This window comes from Pseudomonas sp. fls2-241-TYG-175 (assembly GCF_030209155.1).
In the GTDB taxonomy this organism is placed as follows: domain Bacteria; phylum Pseudomonadota; class Gammaproteobacteria; order Pseudomonadales; family Pseudomonadaceae; genus Aquipseudomonas; species Aquipseudomonas viridiflava.
Window position 1 is genome coordinate 1 of record NZ_JARVSO010000011.1, and the last position, 18,396, is coordinate 18,396.

General features: G+C 55.1%; 14 protein-coding genes and 2 pseudogenes. 3 read left to right on the forward strand and 13 right to left on the reverse strand.

Annotated features, from left to right (window positions below):
- Nucleotides 1-641: 641 nt before the first annotated feature.
- The 4 genes from QRN20_RS09220 to QRN20_RS09235 all read right to left on the reverse strand — a co-directional run bounded on the left by QRN20_RS09220 (nucleotide 642) and on the right by QRN20_RS09235 (nucleotide 3,759).
- Nucleotides 642-815: a hypothetical protein gene (locus tag QRN20_RS09220; RefSeq protein WP_231991828.1), complete on the reverse strand. Its 174-nt coding sequence runs from the start codon at nucleotides 813-815 to the stop codon at nucleotides 642-644.
- Between the two features lie 210 nt (nucleotides 816-1,025).
- A complete protein-coding gene (locus QRN20_RS09225) occupies nucleotides 1,026-1,706 on the reverse strand; it encodes a class I SAM-dependent methyltransferase (protein WP_058432049.1) in 681 nt (226 codons plus the stop codon).
- Between the two features lie 92 nt (nucleotides 1,707-1,798).
- Nucleotides 1,799-2,473, reverse strand: a complete 675-nt coding sequence (locus tag QRN20_RS09230; RefSeq protein WP_046463710.1) for a response regulator transcription factor — start codon at nucleotides 2,471-2,473, stop codon at nucleotides 1,799-1,801.
- Nucleotides 2,473-3,759: a sensor histidine kinase gene (locus QRN20_RS09235; RefSeq protein WP_058432051.1), complete on the reverse strand. Its 1,287-nt coding sequence runs from the start codon at nucleotides 3,757-3,759 to the stop codon at nucleotides 2,473-2,475. The genes QRN20_RS09230 and QRN20_RS09235 overlap by 1 nt, the downstream gene beginning before the upstream one ends.
- Nucleotides 3,760-4,333: 574 nt before the next feature.
- Between QRN20_RS09235 and QRN20_RS09240 the strand changes: the two genes are divergently transcribed.
- Nucleotides 4,334-6,295, forward strand: a complete 1,962-nt coding sequence (locus QRN20_RS09240; protein WP_088234593.1) for an LTA synthase family protein — start codon at nucleotides 4,334-4,336, stop codon at nucleotides 6,293-6,295.
- Nucleotides 6,296-6,667: 372 nt separating this feature from the next.
- Here QRN20_RS09240 and QRN20_RS26845 read toward each other — a convergent pair whose 3' ends face one another.
- From QRN20_RS26845 to QRN20_RS09250, 3 genes and pseudogenes are all read right to left on the reverse strand, one after another.
- The gene (locus QRN20_RS26845) at nucleotides 6,668-7,549 is read right to left on the reverse strand and encodes a methyl-accepting chemotaxis protein (RefSeq protein WP_371306683.1); all 882 of its coding nucleotides are present in this window, start codon (nucleotides 7,547-7,549) and stop codon (nucleotides 6,668-6,670) included.
- Nucleotides 7,526-8,293: pseudogene (locus tag QRN20_RS26850) on the reverse strand (MCP four helix bundle domain-containing protein); the annotation flags it as partial. The gene QRN20_RS26845 and the pseudogene QRN20_RS26850, both read right to left, overlap by 24 nt.
- A gap of 764 nt (nucleotides 8,294-9,057) precedes the next feature.
- Complete coding sequence (locus tag QRN20_RS09250; RefSeq protein WP_058432056.1) at nucleotides 9,058-9,816, reverse strand: COG4705 family protein; 759 nt, start codon at nucleotides 9,814-9,816, stop codon at nucleotides 9,058-9,060.
- 227 nt (nucleotides 9,817-10,043) lie between these two features.
- Here QRN20_RS09250 and QRN20_RS09255 point away from each other — a divergent pair.
- A pseudogene (locus tag QRN20_RS09255) lies at nucleotides 10,044-11,606 on the forward strand (LTA synthase family protein); the annotation flags it as partial.
- Between the two features lie 122 nt (nucleotides 11,607-11,728).
- Here QRN20_RS09255 and QRN20_RS09260 read toward each other — a convergent pair.
- The 6 genes from QRN20_RS09260 to gatC form a co-directional block, all read right to left on the reverse strand.
- Nucleotides 11,729-12,112: a carboxymuconolactone decarboxylase family protein gene (locus QRN20_RS09260; protein ID WP_029243325.1), complete on the reverse strand. Its 384-nt coding sequence runs from the start codon at nucleotides 12,110-12,112 to the stop codon at nucleotides 11,729-11,731.
- A gap of 39 nt (nucleotides 12,113-12,151) precedes the next feature.
- On the reverse strand, nucleotides 12,152-13,183 hold the full coding sequence (locus tag QRN20_RS09265; protein ID WP_122575051.1) for a calcium/sodium antiporter: 1,032 nt from the start codon (nucleotides 13,181-13,183) through the stop codon (nucleotides 12,152-12,154).
- Nucleotides 13,184-13,236: 53 nt separating this feature from the next.
- Complete coding sequence (locus QRN20_RS09270) at nucleotides 13,237-13,608, reverse strand: septal ring lytic transglycosylase RlpA family protein (protein WP_004881572.1); 372 nt, start codon at nucleotides 13,606-13,608, stop codon at nucleotides 13,237-13,239.
- Between the two features lie 181 nt (nucleotides 13,609-13,789).
- The gene (gatB, locus tag QRN20_RS09275) at nucleotides 13,790-15,235 is read right to left on the reverse strand and encodes an Asp-tRNA(Asn)/Glu-tRNA(Gln) amidotransferase subunit GatB (RefSeq protein WP_058432058.1); all 1,446 of its coding nucleotides are present in this window, start codon (nucleotides 15,233-15,235) and stop codon (nucleotides 13,790-13,792) included.
- A 10-nt stretch (nucleotides 15,236-15,245) separates the two neighbouring features.
- Complete coding sequence (gene gatA / locus QRN20_RS09280; RefSeq protein ID WP_069144590.1) at nucleotides 15,246-16,697, reverse strand: Asp-tRNA(Asn)/Glu-tRNA(Gln) amidotransferase subunit GatA; 1,452 nt, start codon at nucleotides 16,695-16,697, stop codon at nucleotides 15,246-15,248.
- 14 nt (nucleotides 16,698-16,711) lie between these two features.
- On the reverse strand, nucleotides 16,712-16,999 hold the full coding sequence (gatC, locus tag QRN20_RS09285; RefSeq protein ID WP_004881569.1) for an Asp-tRNA(Asn)/Glu-tRNA(Gln) amidotransferase subunit GatC: 288 nt from the start codon (nucleotides 16,997-16,999) through the stop codon (nucleotides 16,712-16,714).
- A gap of 205 nt (nucleotides 17,000-17,204) precedes the next feature.
- On the opposite strand from gatC, the gene mreB reads away from it, so the two are divergent.
- Entirely contained in the window at nucleotides 17,205-18,242 is a 1,038-nt protein-coding gene (gene mreB / locus QRN20_RS09290; protein ID WP_002555108.1) for a rod shape-determining protein MreB, read from the forward strand.
- Nucleotides 18,243-18,396 lie beyond the last annotated feature (154 nt).

The following is an 18,396-nucleotide window of genomic DNA, read 5'->3' on the forward strand; positions in this document are numbered from 1 at the left end:
CACAGCTAAGCGCTTTACCTGTCTTTAGCCAGGTGGGGTTTATGGAGCGCTTACGTTTGATCGGAGGGCTTACGGTCCCACCGTAGGGGTCAAGGCATTGAGGACGGATCCGACACTGGGCGGAAACCAAGCTCTCCTTGATCGGGACAAATTGAAACGCCTCCAAGGTAACAAAATAGTCCCCATCTGAAGGTAAACCGCTCCACAGTTGAGGAGATGCAATCATGATGGCCAGCAAACTTCTTTCTGAGCAGCAATCCATGACCGGCTTAAAGGTCGCGCTACGGATCATTGGCGCCTGGCAAGCGACTCTGCCACTCCGCGTTGCGTAACAGCTCTATCTCAACGAGAGCGTTGCTGATAGCCCTGTCCCTTCAAGCGGCTGAAGTGCTGAGCGCTGCAAAGAGATTCTTCTAACTGAAATCTAATATACGGTGACCACTGAAATAGTTCTTCCGCCCCTAATACAAGAAGCCCCACTTACGTGGGGTTCTTGAGAGGTTTCTGATGTTTAATGGGGCACTGGGAGAGCTTGTCCATTGCCACCTTCCCCTCGGGAAAGGTTACGGTGGTTTCCAGATTAATGCCTCCACGAATCTGGATACACCCTCTCAACGTCTCCACGTACCGGTCAGAAATCTTCAGCGCCTCTGCGACTGCTTCAGGGGAAGATCTTGGGTTTCCAGACACATCAACGCCACCGAGTGGGCTTGTCTGAGTTTTCTTTCCGTAAGGGTCTGTTTGCGCTTCATAGCGATCTCGCGGGTTCTAAGTCGTTCCTTCAGGCAGATGATTTTTCTATCTACGTCGTCCATTCACCGTGCTCCTCCATTGCTGACAGGAAAAGTGTACGAGCTATTCCGGAAAACTCACGATGCTGGTGGACGAACGGATTCAAAACTACGGCTTTCGGCTCGACTTGTCCGTAGCCGAGCTTCAAGGGGTACAGCCTGCCAGCGTAATATCTGATGGCAATGCTGACGGTTGTCTTTAGGGTTGCTTGGAAGCGTATGCCATGGAAGACGCTACAGCTTTCTCAAAAGATAGACCCGCCACATGGCGTAGAGCGGTATGAAGTCAATACGTTCTTCGATAGCGAACCCAGCCGAAAGAAATTCCGCCTCTGCGGTTGCGCGATGCAGGACAAACCGATTTTGATAATCACCTTGCCTACCCGATGCCCTGCGAGCAGCCTCCTGGCGTGTGCGCCTCCAGGATTTGTAGTTGCCATCCACCCACAGCGAAAGGATGACAGTCTCACGGGTAACGCGGTGAAACTCTCTGAGCATCGTCATACGGTTTTCTGCCTCACCAATGTGGTGGAGCAAGCGCATGCTGAAAATGGTATCAACCGAATTGTTGGGCAGCGAAATATTGAATGCTGACGTCTGTAATGGTTTTACCCGTTTGACGATGTCCGGATCCTGTAGCGTACAGGCAGTGCTTAGCATGTCTGCTGAGTTGTCTGCACCTATGATTATTCGACTTTTCTTTTCTGACAGGAGAGGCCAGAACCTGCCTGCGCCACAGGGTAAATCCAATACCAGGCCTGGGTCTCCAGCTAGCTTGAGCGCTTTACGCACCATTTGCTCATCCCGCAAGTGGGACAGGCGACGGGCCAGAGTGGCATGGTGCTTCAGGAAATACTGCTCTGCATGATCCTGATCGTATTTTTCAGAAAACTTGAGTTTGACTGGGCCGCTCATGATGCTCTCCGGGTGTTCATGAGCAAAAAATAGAGCGATTCGCGTTGTTGCTGGGTCAAGTTATTGTGAAAACTGTGTTGCTCCGTAACAAGCTATTCCGCCTTACTGAGCTTGTAACCAAGGCCATGTGCGGTGTGAAGCAGAGGGGCGTCAAAGCCGCTGTGTAATGTACGTCTCAGGATGTGAATATTGCTGCGCAAACTGTCGCTGTTGGGTGCGTCGCGCCCCCAAACGACATCTTCAAGCTCTGCGCGCTTTACGATGTGGGGACTTTTGCGCATCAACAACTCCAGCAATTTCATACTAGTAGGATTCAGTTTAAGGAGCTTGCCGTTTCTGGAAACCTCCCATGTGTCCAGGTCAAATTTTAGATCAGCAACGACCATGACTCGGTTATTCCGTCGTTGACTGCGAGCGACCACCGCTTCGACTCTGGCAAGGACTTCCGACATGGCGAAGGGTTTCGTAATGTAGTCGTCAGTGCCCACACTGAATCCTACAAGTCGATCTTCAAGCTCGTCTCGGGCGCTGAGCATTACGATCGCAACTTCCGTTTTGGAATACTGGCGTAAGCTTCGACAGATCTGGTTGCCATCGATTCCTGGCAACATGATGTCGAGAATGATGGCATCGAATTTCTGGGTGGCCGCCAAGTGCAGCCCGCTCAGGCCGTCGAGCGCGCTCTGCACGTTGTGCCCTCTCAGTTCGAAATATTCCACCAGGTTGTCGTGGATGTCTTGATGATCCTCAATAATCAGAATTTCCATCACTGCGCCTTATTATTGTCCATCAAATTTACTGAGAATCGGCATCCATTGGGCTCCTGACTGTAAAGCTGGACCTCCCATTTCTGGTTTGTGCAGATCCTTTGAACCAGAGAAAGCCCCAAGCCTAGACCCTCACCTCGTTTTTCATCACCCCTTACGAAGGGTTCAAACATGGCCCGCTGTTTCTCTTCAGGTATGCCAATCCCTGTGTCTTCGACCACAAAACCATATTCGGTCAGGGCCAGAGTGATGCGTCCTTTGTCGGTGTAATGCCAAGCGTTGCGCAGCAGATTGCCCATGACTGAAGACAGCAATGTATCGCTGTAGCGAGCTTGAGAATGTTCTGTAGGGTTATAGATAAACTCGAGACCTTTTGAGCGGATCTGCTTTCCCCAAATATCTGCCTGTTCGTCCGCTACTTGCCTCAGCGAGACGGGATTTGCTTCAGTCGGATGACGGTCTTCATCGCGGGCCAACAACAGGAATGTGTCGACCAAATGAAGCATGGTGTCGGTTGCTCTAGCGATACGAGTCACCTGTTTTTGGCAGCGAATATCCAGCGAAGCAGTCTGGAGCAGTGTTTCTGAAGCGCTTGCAAGTACTATCAGTGGCGAGCGCAGTTCGTTGCTCACGTCACTCGTAAATAATTGCTCGCGCGCCAGGGCTGGGCGAAGCTTCAGCAACGTATCGTCGAATGAGCGGGCAAGGTCACCTACTTCGTCAGCAGCGTAATCGGGCCCAAGGGGGGGAGCGAAAGACAGCAATTGGTCGCGATGTCGAACTTGTCGCGCAAGACGAATGACAGGTGACATGACGCGGCGGGCGAGCAGCCAACCTAAGCCCAGTGCCAGGAGAACGCTTAACAAAACGCCTCCGCCTACAGTCATGAACAGCAGGTTTTCACGTCGCTGTAGGGCCTTATGGTTGCGTAGCAAAACATATTTCTTGCCGTCCACCTCTCGCACCATCGCGTAAAATGGAGCACCTTGGAGCTCGATCTCTTGAAAGCCTGAAGGCAACGAGAGCAAATTTCTGGGCATCAGCAGGTCGCCAGGTCCGTCCTGGACATAAAAGAACTCATCTTTTTCAGGCTCATGACGCCAGTCGTCGACTGTATCCATGGCAAGTATGCGGTGCAGGCTACCCGCCAGGCTTGTGTCGGTGAGTCTGCGCTCGACCACGTGGAAGGTCGCAACGATCCCTGCAGCAAAAACAATGGCTACAAAAGCAATCATCAACGCAAACACAATGATGATTCTTTTCTTGATGCTGTGTGTGAAGTCCATATCGCTCCGTATCGTTGCTCAAGGCCGCCACTATGGCGCGGACCCAGCTCGCGACACCTTCCGATGGTGTCAGAGCGGTTCCTGATAAATATAGCGCATCAGAAGGACGAAACCTGCAATCGTGTTGGTCGCGACCTCAAGTCGGTAAAGCTTTTGCCTTCTCCTCTGTCCGTTCGGTAAAAAATTCATTGACCCGGAAAGTCGTCACGCTTTTGTGGAGAGCACTCGGTAGGGCCAGCACACCTGTCCAGCGAATTTCTAAGAAGTACCAGGTTTAGGCTTTTGTTGATGAGTTCAGTATGATCGGGCTGTCAGCACGGATGGCTGCGTCAAACCTTATGAGAGCACCCTCAGTTTTTCCTGTCCTCATGTCGTTGCTTCGCAACGCTGCCTTGCCTGAAAGGGGTGGTGTGGCCAAGCCACCGTCTGACTCATGCTCATTTTTGAACGATTCGTTCACGAGATTTGCCAACGGCGGTTTCAAGTCCACCTCGGTAACACCCTCTCGATCCGCAGTCTTGTAGAACTCCAGCGCCATTGGGCGCCGGGATAAAAACAAAGAAAGGATTCTCTTATGCTTCAACTGCGTTACTCCCCCCTGCGTTTATTAGCCATGATATGCGGCACCTGGTTCGTGATCTTTCTTGTCACTCGTTTTGCGTTGGTCATTAGCCACCCCGACGAGTCTGTTGATGGATATGCGTCCGTCTTTGGAAAAGGGCTACTGTACGATCTGAGCTTCCTTGCCTATGCCATGCTTCCCTTTGGGCTTTATGTACTGCTGTGTCCACCCGTGTTATGGCGTTCTAGGTGGCATAGGTGGTGGCTGCAAGGACTCGTATCCGTTAGCTTTTTCGTGATGTTGTTCACCGCTGTGGCCGAATTGTTGTTCTGGGATGAGTTTGGGGTTCGCTTCAATTTCATTGCGGTCGACTACCTCGTTTATTCGGATGAGGTATTGAACAACCTGTTCGAATCGTATCCCATGGGCACCTTGCTGACGGCACTTGGTGTTTCGGCAGTAACGCTCAGTTGGGCGTTGCATAAAACGTTATGGCGTATTCTCGATGCACCGTTGCCTAGCTGGCGTACCCGCGCCGCTGTACTGGCTTCGCTCTGTGTGTTGATGGTGGCAAGCCTGATGTTTGTCGACCAGGACACGCCAAAGGGGCGCGGTGGAAATACCTACCACAACGAGTTGGCAAGCAATGGACCTTACCAATTCTTTGCGGCTTTTCGTAATAATGAACTGGATTACGGACAGTTTTTTGCCAGCCTTCCGCCTGATCAGGCTGGAGCGCTTGTTCGGGCTGAGTTGGGTGAGCCTGGAGCCGTATTTACGGGCACCGATCCTATGGACATCCGTCGCAAGATCACACGCCAAGGCAAGGTTAAAAAACTGAATGTCGTGCTAGTCACGATCGAGAGCTTTAGCGCCAAATACATGGGTAGCAATGGGGATGGTCGCAACCTGACGCCCAACCTTGATGAGCTGCGAAGACACAGCCTGTACTTCAGTAATTTTTATGCGACGGGCACCCGGACAGATCGAGGTCTGGAAGCCATTACGCTCTCTATACCGCCGACTCCCGGCCGTTCCATCGTAAAGCGCGTAGGTCGCGAGGGCGGTTTTGCGAGCCTGGGGCAGCAGCTCTCTGCCGTGGGGTACGACAGTGTATTTGTCTATGGAGGTCGTGGTTACTTTGACAACATGAATGCTTTTTTCAGTGGAAACGGTTATCGAGTGGTCGACCAAAGCAGCGTTGCCGAATCGGATATTCATTTCAAAAATGCCTGGGGCATGGCTGACGAAGATCTTTACACCCAAACACTCAAGTTAGCGGACGCAAACTTCGCTGCGGGTAAGCCCTTTCTGCTGCAGTTGATGACAACGTCAAACCACCGTCCGTACACCTATCCTGACAACAGAATTGACATCAAATCTGGCAAGGGCCGTGACGGGGCCGTGAAATATACAGATTATGCCATCGGTCAATTCTTGCTCGCCGCTAGGCAAAAGCCGTGGTTTGACGAAACGATTTTTGTCTTCGTCGCGGATCACACCGCTGGGAGTGCAGGCAAGGAAGACTTGCCCGTGGTGAACTATCAGATCCCGCTTTTCATTTATGCGCCCAAGATCGTGCCGCCAAAGGACGATGGTCAGTTGGCGAGCCAGATCGATTTGGCACCGACTCTGCTCGGGCTACTCAATATGAGCTATGAATCAACGTTTTTCGGCCGAGATCTGCGACTTGCGCCGACGCTGCCCCCTCGCGTGGTATTGGGTAACTACCAGCATTTGGGACTCTTTGACGGACAGAATCTTGCCATCCTCAGCCCGCGCAATGGGCTACGTCGTCATAACGATGCGTTAGGTGCAAGTGTTGAAGAGTCTTCACAGAGTTCCGATCCGCTGATTGCTCGCGCTATAGCTTATTACCAGTCGGCGAGTCATGGCTTCAAGCATCAGCTTTTGATGTGGGCAGGCAGTTTGCAAGCACCACGCAGCGATGCCGGTAAAATAACGGAGCTTTGATTGGCACGTTTCGGGTATCTGATGAAAGCGGTTGCCACTTAATCGGTGGCAACTTTGAGATAGCCCTCTGGGCAGTTGTGAGGCCGAAACAGCGCTGGCGCTCATTGAATTTTTTGCCCGTCTTGAGGCTGAAATTGGGGTGGGTTAGAGAAGATATCTTCCATTCGCAAGTGACCATCAGTGATCACGGCTTCCAAGGTCTCAATCCGTCAGGAAAACGCGCATGGCGACCTCACGATGCATGCCAGTCCGAGGAATGCCCTGGCGTCGCTGCGAGCAGCTTCTACGCCCAAGCCAAAACCTTTGTAAGCAACAGACCTGAATTTAGTGCCGGGCCGTCCCCTAATTGCACCGCCTTGCTGCAGAGCATAATCAAGTCCGGAATCGAAGTACCAGATCATTCAGGTTGACTGCCAGCTGCGATAGCTCGTTACTGGCGATGAGCGTCTGGCGAGTTCCCTCACTGCTTTGCATTGCGAGATCGCGAATACTGACCAGGCTGCGATCGACATCGCGCGCTACGTGCGCTTGTTGTTCGGACGCCGTTGCGATCTGCAGGTTGCGTTCGTTTATCTCCAGCACAGAATTTGCGATCTGTCGCAAAGACTGTCCTGCGTCTTCTGCGGTTTTGCGAGTGCTATGCACTTCCTGAGTGCTTTTTTGCATCGACTCCACAGTAGCAGACGAGCCTGCCTGTATGGCCGAGATCATCTGCTCGATTTCCTGAGTAGAAGTCTGTGTGCGATGCGCCAAGGCGCGCACCTCGTCTGCAACAACTGCAAAGCCTCTGCCTTGCTCACCTGCTCGGGCAGCTTCGATTGCGGCGTTCAGTGCCAATAGATTGGTCTGCTCAGCGATTCCTCTAATTACACTCAGTACCTTACTGATGTCTTGGGCCTGGCCTGCGAGTGCTAATACTTGTGCTGATGAACCTTCGACCAAGCCCGTCAACGCTTGCATGGCGGTTAGGGTCTCAGCGACACGGCTATTGCCCAGATCTGCTGATGCACTGGATTGCTGGGCTGCTTGAGATGTCGACGTAGCATTACGTGCAACCTCCTCTACGGCAGCGCTCATCTCGTTGACGGCGGTCGCAGCCTGTTCAATTTCGCTATTTTGTTGCTGCAGCGTACGGTCTGCGCTTTCGGTGATGGATGTCATTTCTACGGCAGCGGTGCTCAGTTGCGTAGAGGCACCGGAGATATCTTGAATGGTGCTCCTCAATTTCCCAGACATCTGGTTAAGCGCCTGCATCAACCTTGAGGCCTCATCCCTGCCGGTAACCTCAAGATGTCGGGTCAAGTCACCTTCGGCAATATCTTCAGCAAGTTTCAGAGATACGCTCATAGGCCCTACAATGCTGCGTGTCATGGTGATTGCGAGAATGACGGTCAGAATGGAGGCGAGTACGACAACAGCTATCAGAACGTTGACGCTATGGTTGTAAACCGATGTTGCATCTGCCCCCGACTGCTGTGCTTCCTTTGCATTCTCATCGCGGATTGTCGTCAAGGTTTCCTGATAAGCGCTCGCCCTGTCGGCCTGTTCCGAATTGGCAAAAGATACGGCTTGTTCATGGTCGGCAACATCCATTGCAATCACCTGCTTCAAGCCGCCAAGGTAATTGCTCATTTTGTTACGGGCATCGTCAAATTGAGAGCGATCTTGTTCACCTGATATGAGATTTTTTTGATAGAAATCGCTGCGTGATTGAAGGGTGTCCATTGCTTGTCGCACCTTGGCCTCCGATGCCTTTTTAACGTCAGGATCTGTACTTGCTAGCATTCTTATACTTTCAAGACGTGCATGAAGAAGCGCGATCTGAATGTCATCAATGACCTGAATGCTGGGTAGCGAGTTTTGCTCGATGTTTTGTTCCGCTGCGCGCAAATGACCAATTTGAACGTAGGAGAAACCACCCAAGCCGATCAAAAGCAGAGTAATGACGCCGAAGCATAGGAAAGCTCTATGTGCGATTTTCAGAGATCTGAGATTCATGGATGGCTCCAGCGAGGCAGGACAGCAGGTAACAATTTATCAAAAGATGGCGCTATGCCAGTCATGACAGCTTTCGACAAAGCCGATGAAAATTTTGTGACCAGTGTGTGGTTTTTTTGAAAACGGCGGTATAGGTCAAGCGTAGCAACAGGATGAGATATAGCATGATGAGGCCTCTTGGCTTGTGGCGCTTCGGATGCATATCGGCGACATGGCGCGCGAAGGCTTTCGAGGTCATCACGAATTCAGGTATCAAATTGATGGTATTCAAGAAGCCAGATGCCCTGGATGGAAATCTATCGAGCAGCGAAGCTGCAGGGGGCCTCAAAAAAGGGCTGGCGTCTGAATCGCTACATTTCGCCTGAGCTGAGAATGAGACAAAATCACGGTAATCGATCCGGAAATTGATTTTTTCGCTACATTCCAGCCAAATTCTGAAACAGCATGCGGAAATCACGGTTCATCTGAGTGGGCCATCTCTCAGAAATTTTAAAAATTCTTGACGGTGCGCTCAAGGCCATTGGCGGCATGGCGTCCAACTATGCGGGTTTGCATGCGGACAAACTGGAGCAGGACGGTAGCGCACGTCAGGCAAGAATGATCAGAGAGTCCTACTAGAGCCCCGGTTGCCTTGTCCACGGCCCAAGATGGCTCCGGTAGGATAAGCTTTGGAACGCTTCCAGTGGACGGCGAAAGTCATCTTCATACTGTCGATGTGAGCCATCCCTCTGTCGGAGAAGCCGCCGTTCAGCCTAATCTTCTCATCAGCGATCAGAAATCTGATCATACCTATGTGTTCTTCTGCGGTTATACATAGTCGCAGCTACAATCATAGTCAGGAGAATCCCCAGTAGTACCGCTGAGGAACCCACGGTGCCGAAGTCCAGGCCTCCTTTTGAATAGGGCTTGGTAAGCACGTCTCCGAGTGTTGCACCAAAGGGACGTGTCAGCACAAAGGCTATCCAGAACAAAGCCACAGAAGATAGTTTTGTTGTGTAATGTAGCGCCGCGACTATGGCGATGCCGCTGCCTACAAGAAGCGCGCCCCCCATGAAACCTAGACCTGAGTCATCAGCGAGGAAATCGCCTAGAGCGGTGCCAAGCGTGTTAGAAAACAGAATTGCAATCCAGTAGAAAAGCTCCGCTTTGAGCGAGGTTATACGGTTAACCGATAGTGATTTTTCGCTCCAGTACCACACTGAAAAAACTGCCAATAACACTGCGATCAAAATCGCCGAGCCAGTTGCATAACCAAGGCCCAATGTACGATCCATAAAGTCGGAGATAGTGGTGCCAGCAGTGCTGGTGGACAGGATTACAACCCAGTAAAGGGCCGGGTTGTAGCGTTTGCTGGCAAGCTGCATGAGAAGAGTTACGACAAAAACACTTACAAGAATTAGCGAGCTGATAGCATAACCGACGTCCAAGGTCATGGACAACAAGTCGCCTGCAGTCTCACCAAGCGTGGTCGCGCAAATTTTCATTATCCAAAACGCGAGCGTAATTTTAGGTAGTTTATTCATGTTAAAACCTGGCCGATTAACCGATGGTGCAGGCTGAAGGTAGGTGCCTACTGAAGCTCATGATCAGGATATGCATGTTGAATATTTGTATAGTGAAGATGAAAAAAAGGTAGCTGATCTCAGCGTGAAGTCATTCGCCGCAATGCTTCAATCAACAAACGCTGTGTTTGTGGATCGCCTAGGCCCAAGTCGGGATTGCAGGCCACCAAGCGGTGTTGCGCGGTAGTTCGGATGAGGTATTGAACAACCTGTTGGAGTCATACCCCATGGGCACGTTGCTGACGGCACTGGGTGTCTCGGCACTGACGCTCAGTTGGGCGCTGCATAAAACACTTTGGCGAATTCTCGATGCGCCCTTGCCTGACTGGCGTACCCGCGTCGTTGCACTTGCTTCGCTCTGTGTGTTGATGTCAGCAAGCCTGATGCTGATCGATCAGGACACCCCAAGGGGGCGTGGTGGAAACACTTACCACAATGAGTTGGCAAGCAACGGGCCTTACCAGTTCTTTGCCGCTTTTCGTAATAACGAACTGGATTACGGACAGTTTTTCGCCAGCCTCCCGCCTGATCAGGTTGGAGCCCATGTTCGCGCTGAATTGAATGAGCCCGGAGCCGTATTCACGGGCACCGACCCTATGGACATCCGTCGCAGAATCACGCGCCAGGGCACGGCAAAAAAACTCAATGTCGTGCTGGTCACGATTGAGAGCTTCAGCGCGAAATATATGGGCAGCAATGGAGATGTTCGCAACCTGACGCCCAATCTCGATGAGTTGCGCAAGCACAGCCTCTACTTCAGCAATTTCTATGCAACCGGGACTCGGACAGATCGAGGTCTCGAAGCCATCACGCTTTCCATGCCGCCTACACCCGGTCGTTCGATCGTAAAACGAATAGGTCGCGAGGGTGGCTTTGCGAGCCTCGGACAGCAGCTTTCTGCAGTGGGATATGACAGCGTATTTGTGTATGGCGGCCGCGGTTACTTCGACAACATGAATGCATTCTTTAGTGGCAACGGCTATCGAGTGGTCGATCAGAGCAGCGTTGCCGAGTCGGACATTCACTTCAAGAACGCCTGGGGTATGGCTGACGAGGACCTCTACACGCAGGCAATCAAGCTGGCAGATGCAGACTTTGCGGCGGGCAAGCCCTTTCTGCTTCAGCTGATGACCACCTCAAACCACCGTCCTTACACGTACCCTGACAACCGGATAGACATCAAATCCGGTAAAGGTCGCGAGGGGGCCGTGAAGTATACGGATTATGCCATCGGGCAATTCCTGCTTGCTGCCAGACAGAAGCGCTGGTTTGACGATACGATTTTTATCTTCGTCGCGGACCACACTGCTGGGAGTGCAGGCAAGGAGGACTTGCCTGTGGTGAATTATCAGATCCCGCTTTTCATCTACGCGCCGAAAGTCGTGCAGCCAAAGGATGATAATCAGTTGGCCAGTCAGATTGACTTGGCGCCAACCGTGCTGGGACTGCTTGATATGAGCTATGAATCGACTTTTTTTGGCCGGGATCTGCAACTTGCGCCTACGCTGCCACCCCGTGTGGTGCTGGGTAATTACCAGCATCTGGGGCTCTTCGACGGACAGAGTCTTGCCATTCTCAGCCCGCGCAACGGGCTGAGGCGTCATGATGATGCGTTAGGCGTAAGTCTTGAAACAGCGGCGCAGGAAACCGATCCGTTGGTTGCTCGTGCCATTACCTATTATCAAGCTGCGAGCCACGGCTTCAAGCATCAGCTTTTAGGATGGTCGAACGCCTCTGCAAGTGCGAAGTAGCAACGCAGACACGTGCTCGGCCCGACTGGACAGTCGGGCTGTTCCCGTTTCAACCCGGACATAGACTTCAATTTGCGCCCTGAAGCGTATTGTTCCGGGTTCGGGTGACGTATTCGTCGGGACTAGTCGGCTTTCACGTAGCTGTCGATCACTTCCTGCGCGGCGCGAAACGCTTCGATGGCAGCCGGTACGCCTGCATACACGGCGCAATGCAGCAGCGCTTCGCGAATCTCTTCAACCGTGCAGCCGTTGTTCAGCGCGCCGCGTACATGGCCCTTCAGTTCCTGCGAGCATTTGAGTGCGGTCAGGGTTGCCAGGGTGATCAGGCTTCGGGTTTTCAGCGGCAGGCCTTCACGGCTCCAGACACTGCCCCACGCGTGCTCGTTGACGAAATCCTGCAGCGGCTGGCTGAAGTCAGTAGCGTTGCCCAGCGCTCGGTCGACGTAGGCATCGCCCATCACCTGGCGACGAATCTGCTCGCCATCGCTGATCATTTTGTCTGTCATGGCATTTCTCCTGTGGCATTAGAGGCGGACGTCTGTGAATCAGTGCTGCCGTCGCCAGGCGCGGACGGTGCCAAAGGCAACGATAATCCCGAGTAGCGGCACAATGAACCTGAGCACCATGCCTTCCAGCCGTTCGGCCAGCAGCATGCCGGTGCTGATCGATACGAGGTGCAGCCCATAGGTCAGATACAGCGACAGCAGAAACAGTCCTTCGACGCGGTCTATCCGGTAACCGGAATAGAACAGCGGCACACACAGCACCGCGACGCCGAGCATGATCGGCAGGTCGAAAACCAGCGCGTTGGGCGAGATGGTCAGTGGCACCGGCGCGACCAGTGCAGTCAGCCCCAGCACACCCAGCAGGTTGAACAGATTGCTGCCGATCACGTTACCCACGGCAATGTCACGCTCGCCGCGCATTGCTGCGATCAGTGAGGTCATCAGGGCGGGGAGCGAAGTGCCGATGGCGATTACGGTGAGGCCGATGATGCGCTCGGACAGCCCCAGGTTGATCGCGATCACGACTGACGCATCAACCAGCAGATGCCCGCCCGACGTCAACAGCAGCAAGCCACCTGCGAGCATGGCGATACGCGTCAGGGCGCGAGGCTTTTCTGTCGTGTCTGCATGGCCGTGGCGAGGCGCATGGCCGCCCTGACGGACCACGATGAACAGGCAGAGCAGCAGAGCCGCCAGCAACAAAACACCGTCGAACTTGCTGAACTCACCGGTCAATGACAGGGCGATCACCAGCAGGCAGGCGCCGATCATGAGGGGGATGTCGACCCGCAGCACCTGGCGCGCAACTCGCAGCGGGGTGACCAGGGCGCACAGGCCCAGAATCACCAGCACGCTAAAGATATTGCCGCCGATCACGCTGCCTACGGCGATGTCGGTGTTGTCCGAGAACGCGGCCTGGAGGCTGACAGCCATTTGCGGTGCGCTGGTGCCCATCGCCACGACCGTCAGGCCGATGATCAGAGGTCTTATCTTGAACAGCGCTGCAAGGTGGACGGCCGATCGAACCGACAGTTCGGCGCCGATCAGCAGTAAAAGAAGGCCGACGACCATCTGGATCAGGGCAGGGGCGGGCAGTGTCGATAGCTGGAGAATTGCGGGCGTCCTTAGTCGAGGGCCTGAATGCGCACGGGGGCGGTGCCGCTGCGCAGCATACCCAGTTGTTCGGCTGCCTTGCGAGAGACATCAATCAGTCGGCCTCGGGTGTGAGGGCCGCGATCATTGATGCGCACGATGACGGATTCGTCATTGTTCAGATTGGTCACTTTGACGCGCGTGCCGAAGGGCAATCGCCGGTGAGCGGCGGTCAAGGCGTTCTGGTTGAAAGGTTCACCACTGGCGGTGCGGTTGCCGTGATGCTGCGAGCCGTAATACGAGGCGCGTCCGGTCTCATCGTAACCATGGGGATCGATGAGGCTGTTGCTGGAACAGCCGGCCAGGAACGTCAGCAGGCTGCAGGCAGAAAGAAGTCGGCGCATGGGTCGGGTCCTGAGTGCCTGTGGAAGTCATACGCTCATATCATTCCTCACGCTCAGCGTGGGAATGCCTCTGGGGACGCTCCGCGTCCGGGCGCATGGACCTGTTTCGTACCAATGGGACGCAGAGCGTCCCGGGATCGTGCCAACGCGGAGCATTGGCACGATCAATCTCTTTCAGGTATCAACCTTCCAGCTTGGCCTTGAGCAGTTCGTTTACCTGCTGCGGGTTGGCCTTGCCTTTGGACGCTTTCATCGCCTGGCCGACGAAGAAACCGAACATCTTGCCGCGTTTCGCTTCGTCTGCGGCGCGGTACTGTTCGACCTGTTCGGCGTTGGCCGCGAGCATCTCGTCGAGCATCGACTCGATGGCACCGCTGTCAGTCACCTGCTTCAGACCGCGCTTCTCGATGACTTCATCGGCACTGCCTTCACCATTGGCCATCGCCTCGAACACCATCTTGGCAATCTTGCCGGAGATGGTGTTGTCGGTGATGCGCTTGAGCATGCCGCCCAGCTGTTCGGCGCTGACTGGCGAATGTTCAATCTCGACACCTTGCTTGTTCAGCAGGCTGCCCAGTTCGACCATGACCCAGTTGGCGGCCAGCTTGGCGTCGCCGCTGATGCTGACTACCTGCTCGAAATAGTCCGCCTGCTCGCGACTGGAGGCCAGCACGCTGGCATCGTAGGTCGAGAGACCGAACTGGCTCTGGAAGCGTTCGCGTTTCTGCGGCGGCAATTCCGGCAGCGTGGCGCGGGTTTCTTCCAGGAACGAATCCTCGATGATCACCGGCAGCAGGTCAGGGTCGGGGAAGTAACGGTAGTCGTTGGCTTCTTCCTTGCTGCGCATGGCGCGGGTTTCGTTGGTGTTCGGGTCATACAGGCGAGTCTGCTGGATGACCTTGCCACCGTCTTCGATCAGGTCGATCTGGCGCTGGATCTCGCTGTTGATCGCCTTCTCGATGAAGCGGAACGAGTTGACGTTCTTGATCTCGCAGCGGGTACCGAACTCGACCTGACCTTTTGGACGGATCGACACGTTGCAGTCGCAGCGCAGCGAGCCTTCAGCCATGTTGCCATCGCAGATGCCCAGGTAACGAACCATCGCGTGGATCGCCTTGACGTAAGCGACGGCTTCCTTGGCGCTGCGCATGTCCGGCTCGGAAACGATTTCCAGCAGCGGCGTGCCTGCGCGGTTAAGGTCGATACCGGTCATGCCCTGGAAGTCTTCGTGCAGGCTTTTGCCCGCGTCTTCTTCAAGGTGCGCGCGCGTGATGCCGATGCGCTTGACCGTGCCGTCTTCCAGCGTGATGTCCAGGTGGCCCTTGCCGACAATCGGCAGTTCCATCTGGCTGATCTGGTAGCCCTTGGGCAGGTCAGGGTAGAAGTAGTTCTTGCGGGCGAACACGTTGTGCTGGCCGATCTCTGCATCCACTGCCAGGCCGAACTTGACGGCCATGCGCACGGCTTCCTTGTTCAGGACCGGCAATACGCCCGGCATGCCCAGATCGACGAGGCTGGCCTGGGTATTAGGCTCGGAACCGAACGTCGTGGAGCTGCCGGAAAAAATCTTCGATTGGGTCGAAAGCTGGGTGTGAATCTCCAGCCCGATGACGACTTCCCATTGCATGTGTTTCTCCTCAGAAGCCTTCAGGTGCGCGAGTGTGCCAGTCGGTGACCTGCTGATACTGGTGCGCGACGTTGAGCAGACGGCCTTCCTGGAAATACGGGGCGAGCAGTTGCACGCCCACCGGCAGACCTTCGACGAAGCCCGCAGGCATCGACAGGCCCGGCAGGCCCGCGAGGTTGGCGGTGATGGTGTAGAAGTCTTCCAGGTATTCGGCAATCGGATCGTTGGTCTTGGCGCCGATTTTCCAGGCCGGGTTCGGCGTGGTCGGGCCGAGGATCACGTCGACTTCGGCGAAGGCGTTCATGAAATCGTTCTTGATCAGGCGACGGATCTTCTGGGCCTGCAGGTAGTAGGCATCGTAATAGCCTGCCGACAGGGCGTAGGCGCCGACCATGATGCGGCGTTGCACTTCCGGGCCGAAACCTTCGGCGCGCGAACGCTTGTACAGGTCGGTCAGGTCCTTCGGGTTTTCGCAGCGATAGCCGAAACGCACGCCGTCGAAGCGCGACAGGTTGGACGATGCCTCTGCCGGTGCGATGACGTAATAGGCCGGGATGCCGTGCTGCAGGTTAGGCAGACTGATTTCCTTGACGGTGGCGCCGAGCTTTTCCAGCTCCTTGACGCTTTCGTGGACCAGTTGCGCGATGCGCGGGTCCAGACCTGCGCTGAAATACTCTTTGGGCAAACCGATACGCAGGCCCTTGAGCGAGGTATTGAGGGTTGCCGAGTAATCCGGGACAGGCTCGTCGATGCTGGTGGAATCCTGCGGATCGAAACCGGCCATTCCTTGCAGCAGCAGCGCGCAGTCTTCTGCTGTGCGGGCCATGGGGCCCGCCTGATCGAGGCTTGACGCGTAGGCGATCATGCCCCAGCGCGACACGCGGCCATAAGTCGGCTTCAGACCGGTCAGGTTGGTCAGTGCGGCAGGCTGGCGAATCGAGCCGCCCGTGTCGGTGCCGGTCGCGGCAGGCAGCAGGCGCGCCGCAACGGCCGCAGCGGAACCACCGGACGAGCCGCCTGGAACGCATTCAAGGTTCCAGGGGTTCTTTACCGCGCCGTAGTGGCTCGACTCGTTGGCAGAACCCATGGCGAATTCGTCCATGTTGGTCTTGCCCAGCGTCACCGTACCGGCCGAGGCCAGTCGGGAAACCACGGTGGCGTCGTACGGAGCCTTGAAATTGTCGAGCATCAGCGAGCCGCAGCTGGTGCGGATGCCCTGGGTGCAGAACAGGTCCTTGTGCGCCAGCGGGGCGCCGAGCAGGGCGCCATTCTCACCGGCGGCACGGCGTGCGTCCGCAGCCTGGGCCTGGGTGATGGCCAGGTCTTCGGTCAGGCTGATGAAACTGTTGAGCTGAGGGTCGAGCTGCGCGATGCGCGACAGCAGGACACGGGTCAGTTCTTCAGAGGAAAACTTCTTTTCGGCGAGTCCGCGGGCGATCTCGGCCAGAGTCATTTGGTGCATGCAGGCTCTTTCCCTTACTCGATGACTTTCGGAACCAGATAAAGCCCGTCCTGGACGGCTGGTGCGATGGCTTGGTAAGTGTCGCGACGATTTCGTTCGGTAACGGCGTCATCGCGCAGGCGCTGAGAGGCTTCCAGCGGGTGGGCCAGGGGTTCGATGCCGGTGGTATCAACCGCCTGCATCTGATCGACCAGCCCGAGAATACTGTTGAGGGCTTCGGTGGTACGTGGGATATCGGCGTCATTGAGGCCTAGTCGGGCCAGATGAGCGATCTTTTCCACGTCGGAGCGTTCAAGCGCCATGGGGGATCTCCAGTGGAATACGAGCGAATTTGCTTTGTGACCAGTTGCGGAACACTATCGTGTTTCTGCGGTCTCAAGCCGCTAACGTCGAGGGTCTTGTTTATAAAAGCGCCAATTTAACATATTGGCTCCTTGCCCAAAATCCCTGTCGTTGTTAGAGTTTGCCGCACTTTTTTACCCACGCGTTCCCTAGGGTCCCTTTCCCATGTTCAAGAAACTGCGTGGCATGTTTTCCAGTGATCTATCCATCGACCTGGGCACTGCCAACACCCTTATTTACGTGCGTGAGCGCGGTATTGTTCTGAATGAGCCCTCTGTCGTTGCCATCCGTACTCACGGCAACCAGAAGAGTGTCGTGGCCGTCGGTACGGAAGCCAAGCGCATGCTGGGCCGTACTCCAGGCAACATTGCAGCCATCCGCCCCATGAAGGACGGCGTCATCGCCGACTTCAGCGTCTGCGAGAAGATGCTTCAGTACTTCATCAACAAGGTCCACGAAAACAGCTTTCTGCAGCCCAGCCCTCGTGTGCTGATCTGCGTTCCGTGCAAATCCACCCAGGTTGAGCGCCGCGCCATTCGCGAGTCGGCCCTGGGTGCAGGCGCACGTGAAGTATTCCTGATCGAAGAGCCCATGGCCGCTGCCATCGGTGCCGGTCTGCCGGTTGAAGAGGCACGCGGTTCGATGGTTGTCGACATCGGCGGCGGCACCACTGAAATCGCCCTGATCTCCCTGAACGGCGTGGTCTATGCCGAATCCGTACGTGTGGGCGGCGACCGTTTCGACGAAGCGATCATCACCTATGTACGTCGCAACTACGGCAGCCTGATCGGCGAATCCACTGCCGAGCGCATCAAGCAGGAAATCGGTACTGCCTACCCAGGCGGTGAAGTGCGTGAAGTCGACGTACGCGGCCGTAACCTGGCTGAAGGCGTTCCGCGTGCCTTCACGCTGAACTCCAACGAAGTGCTTGAAGCGCTGCAGGAGTCGCTGGCGACCATCGTTCAGGCCGTGAAAAGCGCCCTGGAACAATCGCCGCCGGAACTGGCTTCGGATATCGCCGAGCGTGGTCTGGTACTGACCGGTGGTGGCGCGTTGCTGCGCGATCTGGACAAGCTGCTGGCTCAGGAAACCGGTCTGCCGGTGATCGTTGCCGAAGACCCGCTGACCTGTGTGGCGCGTGGCGGTGGCCGTGCGCTGGAAATGATGGATAAGCACACCATGGATCTGCTCTCCAGCGAGTAATTCGCCGGGGTGCCGCTCACTGGCTTTTTGTATACGGGTAGCACTTGTGCTACCTGTATGCATCAGGCTGAGTAACATGGTGCCTATTTCTTTCATCTGTCCAGGCCGGTTCCATACCGCATGAATAACAGCCAATTGAAGCTAGATCCGTCGA

Coding starts and splice junctions, on each gene's coding strand:
- QRN20_RS09230 (WP_046463710.1), bottom strand. CDS start 2,473: ATGGAAATTCTGATTATTGAGGATCATCAAGACATCCACGACAACCTG.
- QRN20_RS09260 (WP_029243325.1), bottom strand. CDS start 12,112: ATGACAGACAAAATGATCAGCGATGGCGAGCAGATTCGTCGCCAGGTG.
- QRN20_RS09270 (WP_004881572.1), bottom strand. CDS start 13,608: ATGCGCCGACTTCTTTCTGCCTGCAGCCTGCTGACGTTCCTGGCCGGC.
- QRN20_RS09220 (WP_231991828.1), bottom strand. CDS start 815: ATGGACGACGTAGATAGAAAAATCATCTGCCTGAAGGAACGACTTAGA.
- QRN20_RS09235 (WP_058432051.1), bottom strand. CDS start 3,759: ATGGACTTCACACACAGCATCAAGAAAAGAATCATCATTGTGTTTGCG.
- QRN20_RS09250 (WP_058432056.1), bottom strand. CDS start 9,816: ATGAATAAACTACCTAAAATTACGCTCGCGTTTTGGATAATGAAAATT.
- mreB (WP_002555108.1), top strand. CDS start 17,205: ATGTTCAAGAAACTGCGTGGCATGTTTTCCAGTGATCTATCCATCGAC.
- gatC (WP_004881569.1), bottom strand. CDS start 16,999: ATGGCGCTTGAACGCTCCGACGTGGAAAAGATCGCTCATCTGGCCCGA.
- QRN20_RS09225 (WP_058432049.1), bottom strand. CDS start 1,706: ATGAGCGGCCCAGTCAAACTCAAGTTTTCTGAAAAATACGATCAGGAT.
- gatB (WP_058432058.1), bottom strand. CDS start 15,235: ATGCAATGGGAAGTCGTCATCGGGCTGGAGATTCACACCCAGCTTTCG.
- gatA (WP_069144590.1), bottom strand. CDS start 16,697: ATGCACCAAATGACTCTGGCCGAGATCGCCCGCGGACTCGCCGAAAAG.
- QRN20_RS09265 (WP_122575051.1), bottom strand. CDS start 13,183: ATGGTCGTCGGCCTTCTTTTACTGCTGATCGGCGCCGAACTGTCGGTT.
- QRN20_RS09240 (WP_088234593.1), top strand. CDS start 4,334: ATGCTTCAACTGCGTTACTCCCCCCTGCGTTTATTAGCCATGATATGC.
- QRN20_RS26845 (WP_371306683.1), bottom strand. CDS start 7,549: ATGCAGGCGCTTAACCAGATGTCTGGGAAATTGAGGAGCACCATTCAA.